Origin of the sequence: Zobellella sp. DQSA1 (assembly GCF_041950555.1) — a bacterium.
GTDB lineage: Bacteria > Pseudomonadota > Gammaproteobacteria > Enterobacterales > Aeromonadaceae > Oceanimonas.
Map to the genome: position 1 here is coordinate 2,074,743 of NZ_CP169531.1, position 13,284 is coordinate 2,088,026.

14 protein-coding genes are annotated in these 13,284 nt (G+C 62.0%); 6 read left to right on the forward strand and 8 right to left on the reverse strand.

Translation table 11 applies throughout. The features are described from left to right. Positions 1-18 precede the first annotated feature (18 nt). The gene (locus ACEVBK_RS10070; protein WP_375058462.1) at positions 19-528 is read left to right on the forward strand and encodes a phosphatase PAP2 family protein; all 510 of its coding nucleotides are present in this window, start codon (positions 19-21) and stop codon (positions 526-528) included. Positions 529-540: 12 nt separating this feature from the next. After that, positions 541-1,593 (forward strand): MJ1255/VC2487 family glycosyltransferase, encoded by a 1,053-nt coding sequence (locus ACEVBK_RS10075; protein ID WP_375058463.1) that lies wholly within the window; start codon positions 541-543, stop codon positions 1,591-1,593. On the opposite strand, the gene ACEVBK_RS10080 is transcribed toward ACEVBK_RS10075, so the two are convergent. Next, positions 1,590-2,315, reverse strand: a complete 726-nt coding sequence (locus ACEVBK_RS10080; protein ID WP_375058464.1) for a hypothetical protein — start codon at positions 2,313-2,315, stop codon at positions 1,590-1,592. The genes ACEVBK_RS10075 and ACEVBK_RS10080 overlap by 4 nt on opposite strands. A 173-nt stretch (positions 2,316-2,488) precedes the next feature. Between ACEVBK_RS10080 and ACEVBK_RS10085 the strand changes: the two genes are divergently transcribed. Together ACEVBK_RS10085 and ACEVBK_RS10090 are read left to right on the forward strand one after the other, a co-directional pair. Continuing rightward, a complete protein-coding gene (locus ACEVBK_RS10085; protein WP_375058465.1) occupies positions 2,489-3,616 on the forward strand; it encodes a Fic family protein in 1,128 nt (375 codons plus the stop codon). A gap of 96 nt (positions 3,617-3,712) precedes the next feature. After that, positions 3,713-3,874 carry a hypothetical protein gene (locus ACEVBK_RS10090; RefSeq protein WP_375058466.1) on the forward strand — a complete coding sequence of 54 codons (162 nt, stop codon included), beginning with the start codon at positions 3,713-3,715 and terminating at the stop codon, positions 3,872-3,874. A 130-nt stretch (positions 3,875-4,004) separates the two neighbouring features. Here the strand turns inward: ACEVBK_RS10090 and ACEVBK_RS10095 are convergent, their stop codons facing one another. After that, entirely contained in the window at positions 4,005-4,307 is a 303-nt protein-coding gene (locus tag ACEVBK_RS10095; protein WP_375058467.1) for an MTH1187 family thiamine-binding protein, read from the reverse strand. Between the two features lie 14 nt (positions 4,308-4,321). Here ACEVBK_RS10095 and ACEVBK_RS10100 point away from each other — a divergent pair, with 14 nt between their 5' ends. Next, positions 4,322-4,855, forward strand: coding sequence for a YpsA SLOG family protein (locus tag ACEVBK_RS10100; protein ID WP_375058540.1), 534 nt, complete (start codon positions 4,322-4,324; stop codon positions 4,853-4,855). 88 nt (positions 4,856-4,943) lie between these two features. On the opposite strand, the gene ACEVBK_RS10105 is transcribed toward ACEVBK_RS10100, so the two are convergent. Then, positions 4,944-5,309, reverse strand: a complete 366-nt coding sequence (locus tag ACEVBK_RS10105; protein WP_375058468.1) for a hypothetical protein — start codon at positions 5,307-5,309, stop codon at positions 4,944-4,946. 736 nt (positions 5,310-6,045) lie between these two features. On the opposite strand from ACEVBK_RS10105, the gene ACEVBK_RS10110 reads away from it, so the two are divergent. Beyond that, complete coding sequence (locus ACEVBK_RS10110; protein ID WP_375058469.1) at positions 6,046-6,708, forward strand: PRC-barrel domain-containing protein; 663 nt, start codon at positions 6,046-6,048, stop codon at positions 6,706-6,708. 486 nt (positions 6,709-7,194) lie between these two features. Here ACEVBK_RS10110 and ACEVBK_RS10115 read toward each other — a convergent pair whose 3' ends face one another. From ACEVBK_RS10115 to ACEVBK_RS10135, 5 genes are all read right to left on the reverse strand, one after another. Continuing rightward, positions 7,195-7,422, reverse strand: coding sequence for a hypothetical protein (locus ACEVBK_RS10115; protein ID WP_375058541.1), 228 nt, complete (start codon positions 7,420-7,422; stop codon positions 7,195-7,197). A 33-nt stretch (positions 7,423-7,455) separates the two neighbouring features. After that, entirely contained in the window at positions 7,456-8,262 is an 807-nt protein-coding gene (locus ACEVBK_RS10120) for an oxidoreductase (protein ID WP_375058470.1), read from the reverse strand. A gap of 59 nt (positions 8,263-8,321) precedes the next feature. Continuing rightward, the gene (locus ACEVBK_RS10125) at positions 8,322-11,387 is read right to left on the reverse strand and encodes an efflux RND transporter permease subunit (RefSeq protein WP_375058471.1); all 3,066 of its coding nucleotides are present in this window, start codon (positions 11,385-11,387) and stop codon (positions 8,322-8,324) included. Further along, positions 11,384-12,499 (reverse strand): efflux RND transporter periplasmic adaptor subunit, encoded by a 1,116-nt coding sequence (locus ACEVBK_RS10130; RefSeq protein ID WP_375058472.1) that lies wholly within the window; start codon positions 12,497-12,499, stop codon positions 11,384-11,386. Before ACEVBK_RS10130 ends, ACEVBK_RS10125 begins: the two co-directional genes overlap by 4 nt. An 85-nt stretch (positions 12,500-12,584) precedes the next feature. After that, the gene (locus ACEVBK_RS10135; protein WP_375058473.1) at positions 12,585-13,283 is read right to left on the reverse strand and encodes a TetR/AcrR family transcriptional regulator; all 699 of its coding nucleotides are present in this window, start codon (positions 13,281-13,283) and stop codon (positions 12,585-12,587) included. Between the last annotated feature and the right edge of the window lies 1 nt (position 13,284).

A 13,284-nucleotide genomic window follows, 5' to 3' on the forward strand; every position in this document is an offset into this window, starting at 1 on the left:
GAGCAGGGAGGAAAGCCCATGGTACTGGATTCATTGACCCGCCTCGATCACCGGCTGTTCCGTAAAACCCAGGCCAGCCGCTACTGGCAGCAACGGGCCTGGCTGGCCCGCTGGATTTCGCGAACCGGCGACGGCCCGCCCTATGTGTTGCTGGGGCTGTTTTTCTGGCTGAGCCAGGAGGCCCCCTTGCAGGCCTATGTGGCGGATCTGTTGCTGGCCTTCGCCCTGGAGCTGCCGCTCTACCTCACCCTGAAAAACGGCTGCCGGCGGCGCCGGCCGGCGCTGGCCCTGCCGGACGCCCGGGCCTATATCGCGCCCTCCGACCGCTTCAGCCTGCCGTCGGGCCATACCGCCGCCGCCATGCTGGTGGCCACCCTGACCCTGCTGCATTTCGGCGCCGCCGTCTGGCCGGTACTGCCCTGGGCGCTGCTGGTAGGCTGGTCCCGGGTCTGGCTGGGGGTCCATTTCCCCTCCGACATCCTCGCCGGCCTGCTATTGGGCGGCCTGGTGGCGGTGTTGGTCTTTTAAACAAGGAGTTCAATGCGCATTCTTTACGGAGTACAGGGGACCGGCAACGGCCATATCACCCGAGCCAGGGCCATGGGCGCGGCGCTGCACCGGCGCGGGCTGGGGGTGGACTTTCTGTTCAGCGGCCGCCCGCCGGAAGACTATTTCGACATGGCGGAATTCGGCCACTACCAGAGCCGCACCGGAGTCACCTTCGCAACCCGCCGGGGACGCATAGCCCCCCTGGCCAGCCTGGGCCGGTGCCGCCCGCTGCAACTGCTGGGGGATATCCGCGCGCTGCCGGTAAAGGACTACGATCTGGTACTGACCGACTTCGAGCCGGTGACCGCCTGGGCCGCCCGAAGGGCAGGGGTGCCCTGCGTGGGCATCAGCCACCAGGCCGCCTTTCTGAGCGCCATCCCCAAACAGGGGGAAAGCTGGCTGAATCGCCGGCTTGTCCGCCATTTCGCGCCCGCCGGCTGCCAGTTGGGCCTGCACTGGCACCATTTCGGGCAAAAGGTGCTGCCGCCGCTGATAGAGCCGGCCCCGCCGGCCACCGCCATCCGGCCCGACAAGGTGCTGGTGTACCTGCCGTTCGAGGAGCAGGGTGATATCGCGGCCCTGCTCGAGGGCTTCGGCGATATCCACTTCTACTGCTATCACCCCCGGGCCGAGCACCGGGATCAGGGTCATTTGCACTGGCGTGCGCCATCGCGCCCGGGATTCCAGCGGGATCTGGCCGACGCCGCCGGCGTTATCGCCAACGGCGGCTTCGAACTGTCTTCGGAGGCTCTGAGCCTGGGCAAGAAACTGTTGGTCAAACCGGTCGGGGGGCAGTTCGAACAGTTGTCCAATGCGCTGGCCCTGGAGCGGCTGAACCTGGGGAGCCAGATGCGGCGGCTGGAAAAAAGCGTCGTGGCCGCCTGGCTGGCCCGGCCCGCCGCCGAGCCGGTACGCTATCCGGATGTGGCGGACCACCTGGTCGACTGGCTGTTGGTCGGCGACTGGCGGGATCCCGCCCCCCTGTGCGACGCCCTCTGGCGACAGGTGCACTTTCCCGATTACTGCACCCTGCCCGGACATTAACCGCGGCGTCGAAAATCGGCCAGCCGTACCACATTGTTGCGGGCCGGCCGGTCCGAATAGGGGCAGGGGAAATCCCCCACCGGGGTGTCGGGGTAGCTGGTCGCCGCCAGCCCCCGGCCGAAACGGAACAGGGCATCGTCCAGCAGGCGGATCACCGGCCGGAAGGGTTGACTCCGGTTGCCACCGACCCGCTTGTACTGCTGATTGATATGCAGGCCCAGGCCGTAGCAGTGGTTGTCGTCCAGATGATCCATTCCTTCATGGGCCAGGGTACTTTTCAGCCACTGGGCGGCATCGGTGACATGGCCGTTGATACTGGGATCGCTGTTGTTGACCCAGTGTATTTCCCAGGCTTCGCCGAAGAAACGCTCCACCATCAGCGGCAGCTCGTCGTCGCTGACGGCACCGCTTTCCAGGGCCAGATGCAGCGCCTCGTTGCCCCAGCGTTCCAGCAGTATCGACTCCAGCTCCGCCGGATCGGGCGGGGCCTCGAAGGGCAGCAGCAGGGCGTAACGGCTGTGGGCTTCCACCGCGATCACCGTATGGTGGCGCCGAAGCGGCAGGCGGCCGTGCTCCACCAGATGGCATTGCCAGGATACCCGACTAAAGCCCGTGGTCAGCGGCTGGGTGCCAATCCGCTTGCCGTCCGGGCTGGGCAGACGGAGCAGATCCAGCCGTAGCCATTTGGCCAGGGCATTGCTGGCCGCGATGGTAATCTCCATGGTTTTCCTTGTTATCCCGCCGGTCATGCCGCCATGGTAGCGGGTCGGGACCGGCGGCACCAGGGTAGGGCAGCGGCAAAACGGGTGAGCCGAATAGGGGACTTAATCGGCTTGATATATGAGCCGAATATAAGGTTTAATCGGCTCATGGCAAGCAGAGAGAGATGCCCCCAATGACGACACCTCGCTGGATATGGCAGCAACCGGACTGGCCGCGCTTTACCTGGCGGGAAGCCGAGCTGCAGCCCAGGCTGCGGGCATTGCGCCTGACCCTGGGCATTCTTATCGGCAAGGCGGCGGCGACCGGTGCCGACCGGGAGCGGCCCCTCGATACCCTGCTGGCGAACATAGTGGCCTCTTCCGCCATCGAAAGCGAAGCGCTCAACGTGGCCTCGGTCCGTTCGTCCCTGGCGCGCCGGCTGGGGGTGAGCGAAACACAACCCTATCCGGTTTCCGAGCGCTCCGAAGGCGTGGCGGCCATGATGCTGGACGCCATCGACACGGCCCTGCCGGTTCTGGATCTGGAACGATTGTTCCGCTGGCATCGCTGGCTGTTTCCCGAGGAAGCAGGCGGCTGGACCACGGCCCGGGTGCGGCCGGGCCAGTTGCGCGGCGATGAGCCCATGCAGGTGGTGTCCGGACGGCTGGACCGGCCCCGGGTGCATTTCGAGGCCCCGCCGCGGTCCGGTCTTGAGCCGGAACTGGCGCGTTTTATCGACTGGTTCAACCAGAGCCGGGAAGACGCGACCCTGGATCCCGTCATCCGTGCCGCCGTCGGCCACCTGTGGCTGGTGACCCTGCATCCCTTCGACGACGGCAATGGCCGCATCAGCCGCGCCCTGACCGACATGGCCCTGGCCCAGGGCGACAGCCAGGGCATCCGGCTCTATGCCATGTCGGTGGCCATTCTCGAACGTCGGGCCGACTACTACCAGGCGCTGGAGCAGACCCAGCGGGGAGGGCTGGACATCACCCCCTGGCTGCTGTGGTTTATGGATACCCTGGCTGCCACCCTGCAGCAGGCATTGGCGCAGATAGAACGCACCCTGGTGAAGGGGCGTTTCTGGCGGCACTACCAGGACGCCGGCCTGGGGCCGGAGCAGGCCAAGGTGCTGAACCGGTTGCTGGATGGCGGTGACAAGGGCTTCGAGCAGGGGATCAGCGCGGCCCAGTATCAGAAGGTGGCCAGGGTCAGCAAGGCCACCGCCACCCGGCACCTGGCCGATCTGCTCGGCAAGGGCTGCCTGGAGAAACTGCCGGGCGGGGGCCGTAGCACCCGCTATCGGATAAGAAAGCCATAAATGCGCAACCGATGATGTTATGTTAAATATATGACGGCTCCGGCGCATTTCTTGCCAGACTGGAGAAGTAAGGCCCGTCTTTTTCCGAAAGGAGCCATGCAGTACCGGTCCGCTCTGGTGGTGATGTTCTTTCCGGTGCTGGAGCGGGACAGCGGCCGTTTGCAGTCGCTGCGCCTGGTGCTGGTGTCGCTGCAACTGAACCGGTTCCGGCTGTACCGGGCCCAGCCCGAAGACGCGGCCTGGTGGCGCAGCGAATGAACCGGGAAGGCAAAGGCACCGGCACTTCATTCTGCCTCCAGTCGGACGGCAGCCTGACGCTGAACCTGGGCTAAAGACGGGCTAGGCGTCGTGTATTGGTGCTTCCCGCCGCAGCCGGTGAAAGCCCTGGCTAGCCGCCCAGCTTTTGTTGCACGCTGGCGACCTTGTCGGCCATGGTCTGCTCCCGGTCGTTGCGGGTGCCCAGCTTGATATGGCTGGTAATGCGCACGGCGCCGGCATCGTGCAGCACCTCGTGGCAGCGCTTGACCGCCGCCATCACCTCATCCCATTCGCCTTCCACATTGGTGCCGTAGCCATGCATGCTGTAGGTGAGGCCTGCTTCTTCAAAAATTTTCTGGCACATGGCCACATAAGGGGAAACGGAAATACCCACGCCGCCGGGTGATACCATGATATCCATCAGTGCATACATTGCGTTTTTCCTCGGTGATAGGTGTTTTTCTGCGGTATTCGACCTCGTTTGCCACCACGGATAAAGAGCCAGTTCCGGGCGCCGGGTTACGCCAGCCGACCGTTTCGCTTTGTGGCCCTTGGCCCGAACGGCCTTCGTATCGGTTATATTCAGGCTCCCTCGATGAACCTTATCCCTTGATCGAACTGGCCGGCGGCTACCGGCAACGGACCCGCAGAAACCTGCAGGAGGCCGATGGCACCGTCATTTTTTACCGCGGCATGCCAACCGGCGGCACGGCGCTGACCCTGGCGTTGTGCATCCGCGAGCAAAAGCCGTTCCGGCTTATCGACATGGAGCTGGTGTCGGTTGAGCAGGCGGGGACCTATGGCTACAGCTTTTGCGTACTGACGGAGATGATCAGGGCATCGATGCCATCGAACACTGGCCAGATGCCTCGGCTGAGGATCTCCGGGAATGACGAAACCGAGCAGGGTACTGGACACAGCGGGCCAAGTAACGGTACCGATAAATCTTTAAAACCGGGCGGTAGAACCAGGGAGTACTGAACCTTATAATTTCTTATTTAACATAATATACATTATGCGAAGTATTGTATTTGAAAGGAAAGGCCGCACTGGCGGCCTTGTTCGATGATCACGACTGCCGTTCCAGCCGGCTGTGCCGAAAGTACAAATACAGCAAGCCCAGCGGCGCAACGAAAATGGCAAAAAACCAGCACAACATCATGGTGAGCAGTTTTACGAACAGCATCATGATGGCGTTGACGACGAACATATTATCTCCCATCACGAAGTCCATGATGCTCTCGTAAGCAAAACGGGAGTACGGATACAGCAACGAGCTGACCACCATCAAAGCGATCATCCCGGCGGACACTCCGGCTCCGCTGTTGAAGCCCATAAAGATCATGATGGCTGGGAATATCAAACCAAAAATGAACTGCCTGACATAGTAAGCCATTGATAGCCCACCAAAGGTTTTGGCGATGATTGGGTGCATTTTTATCTCCGTGTATTGTTTTTATTGAACGCAAAAGCTTATCCCAATTGGAGCCAGCATTTAAGCCTGATAACGTCCCAAAAGATGGACTCCAGGCCAACATCGGTGCCTGCTACCGCGCGCATCCGGCCCGGCAGTCCGGCGTGAAAACGGCAATAGCCGCTAATCCCGTTGGTTGCCGCACTGGCTCCACCGCCAAGGCCAGGCCCAGACTCTCGACCATGGTTGACCCAACACTCCAGCGCAGCATCCATCTGCATCCGGTGCGGATCGCACTGTATGCTTGAAGTGTCTCCTTAAGCAGACATTAAATCAGGCTGCCGGGGCAACTGATTGATTTTGCTGACTTTGTTCTGTCGCCAGTGAGAGACAGCCTCTCCAACGATCCCAGCAGCCGCTTGAGATTCACTTTTTCTCCTTATATTTCACAGACAGCCGAAGCAACTGATTGATTTTACTGCCCCTGCTCTGTCGCCAGTGAGAGACAGTCTCTCCAGCGATCCCTACAGCCGTTGGCGCCGGCCAGGTTCCGCCGAACGTTGCCCGTAGCAATCCGGAATGAAAGAAGTTATTCCAATATAATCAATTAATTAAACATTGATCGCCAGAGTATTTCTGGATTTGGCGGTACGTATTCCTGGCCCGCTGGTACGATTTTCGCTTGATACCAGTCGAGTAACCTTGGCTGTCGACTGCCCTGGGCAGTGACACAAACCAACCCCACCAGGAGGATGCTATGAAACGCCAATTTCAGACCACACTGCTGGCTGCCGCTATGGCCTCCGTTATGGCCCTGCCAGGTTGGGCCGCCGATACGACCGATCCCGAACCGGTTCAGATGACCGATCCGCAGCTCGGTACCGGTAGCGACGACCTGACCCCGATGGAGCCGGCCCAGGCTCCGGCTGAGCAATCTCCGGAGATGGACAGCGAGGAGCCGCAGCTGGTATCCGGTGATAACCCCGTCTACGACCTGACGCCAGCCGAACTGAAACAAATGGACGTTGTGGATCCGACGGGACATAAGGTCGGTAAGGTAACAGCCATTGTCCGCAGCAAGGAAGATGCCAATATCCAGGTGGTAATCTCGTCGGGCGGCATACTGGGCATCGGTGCCAAGGAGGTCGCAGTGCTGGTCGACGAGCTGGAACTGAACGAAGACCGTTTGCAGATCGGTTCCTCTCAGGAGGAACTGGAAACACGGGAGGATTATACGCCTGAATCCTTCATCGAACTCGAACCGGCAGACCGGTCCCTTAGCGAATTATCCGCCTTCGAGTCGATACCGGAAGAACCGCCGGTTGAGGATCCGATGACCCAGTCGGAGGAGGCACGGCCGGGCGAGCCACCGATGACACAGCCGCCGGAAGGTGCACCCGACAGCGGGGATTCGTACTGATCAGCGGACCCGCAACAATATAGTTGTTCATCTAGCCCGGACAGCGGGGCCTGTTCCCCGCTCCGGGCAAAAGCAAACTCACCATAACGCTCTAACTGGATCCGCCGACGTTTCATTTTGAAAAAAGGAAATGCCGATAAACTGCATTATCGGCATTAAACCATCTAATAATAAGCAACATAATGAGATTCTTATGATGAGCGTCGGGCTGTTGTTCACCCCGGTATCGGTCTTGACGAAACACCAACGACTCCAGCTTGGGCCACACACGTTCCTTCTGGTTGCCCTATCCTCGGGTCCCTATCTAGATACCAAACCGGCCGGGCTCCGGCTTGGCCCACCGCCATGCCGGAGTCGTTGCTGCTAGATGATCTCCACCCTGAACACATAGTTCTTGGCCAGCACCTTGTCCACCTGGGTATCCTTCAGCGGTAACATGGCAATATCCTGCGGGGCCGTAATAGACCAATAGCTCCCCTGCCCTGTTCAGGCTGGCGGTACCAGGCTCCACCTGAGCGGATTGCAACCGGGAAGATGCCCCACCCCGGAGTTGGCTGACGTCAAGCATGGGTTGATGAGGTTCAGTGTGGACGGAACCACCTGATCGCGCAGCGTCCGTATGGTGACAATGGCTTCAATGCCGCCCGCGGCCCCCGGCGGATGGCCGGTACTGGATTGGGTCGAAGTAATCGCGGCCTCCGCTCCAGCCCCTATTACACTCTAGCCTGGCCGCGACCTGGGAGGATCTCAGGCGAGTCCGAATGTTTTTCTCAAGCCTGCATCGACGGGGCCGGCGGGCATGAAGCGGCGCAGTTTGCGCAGAAGGGAGGCCTCGCCTTTGGGCGTGCGCCGCATTTTCCACGTCCCCAAAGCGGCATCGACAACGGTGGTGGCGACCCCATCGGGATCCGGCGCTTTATGGACATTTTTTTGAATGGCCTGGGAAACGACACCGCGCTCGGTGTCGTAGGCCGGGATCTTGGCGGCCGCCTGGGGCGCATTGATATCCAGGTTGGTGTTGGTGAAGGAAGGTTCGACCAGCGCTATACGAACACCGAATTTGCGCACCTCGTGATCCAGGGTCTCGGACAGTCCCTCCACCGCATGCTTGGACGCCGAATAGAGCCCCATGTACGGCGCCGGAAGAAAGCCCAGCACCGAGCTGATGTTGACGATGCGACCAGAACCTTGCTCGCGCATGTGCGGCAGTACCGCCTGTGTGGTGCGCAAGATACCAAAAACGTTGGTATCGAACAGCGATGCCGCTTCGGCAATCGACGTTTCTTCCGTCGCGCCGAGCAGGGTCACGCCTGCACTGTTGACCAGCACGTCGATACGCTTGGCCTGAGCCATGATGGCCTGGATCCCATCTTGAACCGACGCTTCGTCACGGATATCCATCTCGACCAGCTCAACTCCGACTATTGGCTGTGCTGTTGCCCTGTTGCGCACTGTGCCGAATACCCGGCAACTCTGGGCGGCAAACTTCACTGCGGCGGCTCGTCCGATACCTGATGATACACCGGTAACAACAACAACTTTTGAGTTCGACATAACAACCTCTCTTTAATAAAACGGTAAATAATAAACAGGTAAACGGAATAACACGCAGCTCAGGCACCGTCGCCGGGCCTGATCCTGAACCAGATGGAATACATGGCCGGCAGAAACACCAACGTAAGCACAGTCCCGGCAAAGGTGCCGCCGATCAGCGTATAGGCCAAGGCCCCCCAGAACACCGACTGGGTCAGCGGAATGAAGGCCAGGATCGCCGCCAATGCGGTCAGGATCACCGGCCGGGCGCGCTGCACTGTGGCCTCGACCACCGACCGGAACGGGTTCAGTCCCTCCTGCTTGTTGTGCTCGATCTGCCCGATCAGGATCAGGGTGTTGCGCATCAGGATCCCGGCCAGTGCTATCAGGCCGACCAGCGCATTGATGCCGAACGGCTGCTGGAACAGCAACAGGGTGGGCACCACGCCGATCAGCCCCAGGGGCGCGGTCAGGAACACCATGGCCATAGCGGCGTTCGAGCGCACCTGAAGGATGATGATGAGCAGGGTGATCGCCAGCATGATCGGGAACAGCGGCAGCATGGCGCTCATCGCTTTGCCCGATTCCTCGATAGAGCCGGCTTCTTCGATGCGATAACCGCCCGGCAGTTTGTCCATAATGGGCCGGAGCTGACGGGTGATGACGGCAGACACATCCGGCGGCTGCAAATTTTCGGCGATGTCGCCGCGCACGGTAATCGTTGGCATGCGATCGCGCCGGCGCATAACCGGTTCTTCCATGCGCACCTCGACCTCCCCTACCTGCGACAGCGGGATGCGTTGGCCATTGGCGCCGGCCAGGGTAAAGTCGGTAATTCTGGCCGGGTCGAACCGGGTGTCACCGGCAGAACGCGCGACCACCTGCACGGTGCGAATATCCTCGCGCACGGCGGTGACCGGCACCCCGGTCAGCAGGAATTGCAGCTGCTGCGCCACGGCGCTGGAGGTCAGCCCCACGGCCTGCAGCCGATCCTGCTGCAAGGTAAAGTGCAGCGTGGGCGTGCGTGTGCCCCAGTCGGTGTTGACCGTGCGCATCATCGGGCTGGCATTCAGGACCTGCTGCACCTCGGCGGCGATGTCGCGCAGGGTGTCCGGGTTCGGGCCGGTGACCCGATAGGCGACCGGAAACGGCGAGTAGGGGCCAAACACCAGTTGGGTGACGCGCACCTGCGCCTCGGGGGCCAGGCCATCGGCGATCGCCCGGCGCAACCGGTGTTTCAAGGCTTCTCGCGCATCCTGGCTGTCGGTGCGGATCACTATTTTGGCGAACGACGGATCGGGCATCTCCGGCCCCATCGCCAGGAAGAAGCGAGGCGCGCCCTGGCCGATGTAGGCGGTGACGATCTCGGCCTCTTCCTGTTCGGCCAGCCAGGCTTCCACCTTGGCCGTGGCGGCGCTGGTCTGCGCAATCGAAGAGCCATAGGGCAGCTGTACCTCGACCAGCACCTCGGGACGGTCGGAGATCGGGAAGAATTGCTTCTTGACGACGTCCATGCCGAGGATGGCCAGGACGAAAAGGCCCACCACCGAGCCGGCGACCAGCCACTTGCGGGCGATAATACGGGTCAGCAACTGGCGCAGGCGGTTGTAGCGCGGCGTGTCGTAGAGCGCAGCGTGGCCACCCTCGACCTGTTTGAAGTCGGGCAGCAGTTTGACGCCCAGGTAGGGCGTGAACACCACGGCCACCACCCAGGACGCGATCAGGGCGATGCCGACGATCCAGAACATGTTGCTGGTGTATTCGCCCGCGGTGGAGCGGGCAAAACCGTTGGGCATGAAGCCGACGGCCGTCACCAGCGTGCCCGACAGCATCGGTGCGGCGGTATGGCTCCAGGCATAGGCGGCGGCGGCGGCGCGACTGAAGCCCTCTTCCATCTTCACCACCATCATCTCGATGGCGATGATGGCGTCGTCCACCAGCAGGCCCAGCGCCAGGATAAGGGAGCCCAGAGTGATGCGATCGAAGTTCTTGCCGGTGGCGAGCATCACCAGAAAGACCACCGCCAGAGTCAGCGGTACGGCCGCGGCGACCACCAGGCCCGCGCGCCAACCCATGCTCAAGAAGCTCACCAGCATCACCACCAGCAGCGCGGCGAAAAACTTGACCATGAACTCATCGACCGAGGCGCTGATGTTGACCGCCTGATCCGTGACCTTGGTCAGGCTCATGCCCAGCGGCAGCTCGGCGTTGACTGCTGTGACTTCGGCATCCAGCGCCTTGCCCAGGTCGAGCCCGTTCCAGCCTTCGCGCATGATAATGCCCAGCAGCAGGGCCGGTTCGCCGCCGTTGCGGACCAGGAAAGTCGACGGGTCTTCATAGCCGCGCTTGACGGTGGCGATATCCGACAACGTCAGGGTGCGGCCTTGCGCCACCACCGGCGTATCACGGATCTGTTGCAATTCGTCGAAAGCGCCGTCCAGGCGGATAAACACCTGCGGCCCCCGGGTTTCCACCGAACCGGCCGGGGTCAGGGCATTCTGGTTATTGAGCGCGGCAAACACCTCCTGCGGGCTGACGCCCAGGGTTGCCAGGCGCTCATGGGAGAACTCCACATAAATGCGCTCGGACTGCTCGCCGACGATATTGACCTTCTTCACCCCCGGCACGTGCAGCAGCCGCTGGCGCAGCGTCTCCGCGTCGCGTACCAGCAGGCGCTGCGGCTCGCCGTTGGCCTTGAGCGCAAACAATGCAAAGGTGACGTCCGCGTATTCGTCGTTGACCATGGGCCCGATCACGCCCGCCGGAAGGTTGATGGCCTCGTCGCCGACTTTCTTGCGGGCCTGGTAGAACTGCTCTTGAACTTCCGAACGCGGCGTACTGTCGAGCAGGGTCAAGGTGGTAAAGGCCAGACCGGGTCTGGTGTAGGTTTCGGTCCGGTCATACCAGCGCAGCTCCTGCAGGCGCTTTTCGATCTTCTCGGCGACCTGGTCCTGCATTTCTTGTGCGGTCGCGCCGGGCCAAGCGGTCACTATGGTCATTACCTTGATGGTAAAGGCCGGGTCTTCCGCCCTCCCCAACTTGAAGAACGAAACAACGCCAGCCAATGAGATCAGGCAGATCAGGAACAGACTGATGGCGCGCTCGCGTACCGCGAGCGCCGACAGGTTGAAACGGCCCTCGCTCATGGGTGTACTCCTGCGGTCGCAACGGCCGCGGCCTGGCCGGCCACCCGCACCTGCTCGCCTTCGCGCAACAGGTGGGCGCCGAGCGCGACGATCCGGTCGCCGTCCTCGAGTTCGCCGGCGATGAGGGCGCCATCCTCATCCAGGCGCTGGACCCTGACCGGACGCCAGGAAACCGTTGCCGGCTCGCCCTCTATAACCCAGACTCCCGGCCCCTTGCCCGGGTCGAATAAGGCGCCGATCGGCACCTGCAGGCCATGCTGTGCGGACGGATGTTCATCCGGGATCTGGATGGTGACGGTGGTGCCCAACGGCGCCTTGGCCAGTTCCCCCTCCAGCACATAGCGCGCCTCGAAGGTACGGGTCAGTCGGTCCGCCGTATCCGAGAGCTGCCTGAGTTGGGTAGGAACACTACGACTTTCTGTGCCGAAGAGCTTGGCCTGCCCGCTCGAGCCGACCGCGGGACGCAGGGTTTCCGGCAACTGGATGACGGCTTCGCGCGGTCCGGCATGGGCCAGGCGCACCACGGCCTGGCCGGCGCCCACGACCTGGCCGGGTTCGACCAGCGTTTCCATGACCACGCCATCGGCATCGGCCACCAGCTCGGCATAGCGGGTCGCGTTGAGGGCCACTTCGGCTTGGGCCTCGGCCGCCTTGAGTTGCGCCCTGGCGGCGTCCGCCGCCGCCTTGGCCTGGTCGTAGGCCGAAGCCGATATGGCGCCGGTGCCACGAAGGTTGCGGTAGCGGGCTTCATCCTCGGCCGTTTGTGTCGCCAGGGCGCGCGCGGCGGCAACCGCTTCCTGCTGGGCATGGGCCGCGAGCTTCAGATCGACGGGGTCGATGCGCATCAGTGGCTGGCCGCGCCGGACGCTCTGCCCGGTATCCACCAGCCGCTCCAGCACCTTGCCGGAAACGCGAAAACCCAGGTTGCTCTGGACCCGGGCGGCTACGGTCCCGGTGAAAGAGCGTGATGCGGAGGTGGCTTGCTGGACGGAGGCGGCACGAACCAGTGGCGCTTCGGTGCGCGGATCCGGCGGCGCTTTTTCGCCGCAGGCGGCCAAGGCAAGCGGTAATGCACAGATGGCGGTGGATGAAATGAAACGGCGACGAAGCATGGGAGTCCCCTTGGTAAACCAGTCAGGGCTCCCACTATGATACCAGTGACCAAATTAGTCAATAGTCACAAATCACCTTGGTGTATCATGGCGACAGGCTGCGCAGCACCAGGCCGGACAACTGGGCCGGCGCGTCGTCGGTATGATCGAAGCTGTGCTGCAGGAGCAGCGGGTTGAGGTAGGGTCGCATGACCAGGTAGATCGACATCGTGACTTCATCGAGGGGGGTCTTGCGCTCGAAGTCCCCCGTCTGCCGCCCTTCCTGCAGGATGTCCTGCAGCAACTGCTGTATACGTTCCTCATAGACACGCGCGGCCGGCCAGCGGTCGGTGGCCGCCGCGGCTGCGATTTCGTAGAGATTGCGATCCTGGAAAAACAGGCGAAGGCTCGCTTCGACGATGGCCTTGAACATCCGCCGTAGCTTCTCCGGCGGCCGATCGGCCTCGTCGACGGCCGCCCTGATCTCGGTTTCGATCTCGCGCAGGCAGTTCGCGCAAATCATCTCGCCGATGGCCTGCTTGGACACGAAGAACTTGTAGATGTAGGCCTTGGAAAAGCCGATGGCTTTGGCGAGATCGGAGACGGTCGTCTTCTCGTAGCCATAGCGACGGAAGTGCTCGGTGGCGGCGGCCACGATCTGATCTCGAACGTCGTGAGTCATCGGGCCGCGGGCCGAAACGGGATAAGTGTTTGTTTTGCTCATGGTTTGGAGTTTACCGCCAGTTTTGGAGATTGACAACAAGTGACCATGTTGTATTTTAGTCACAAAACTCAGGATCCACATC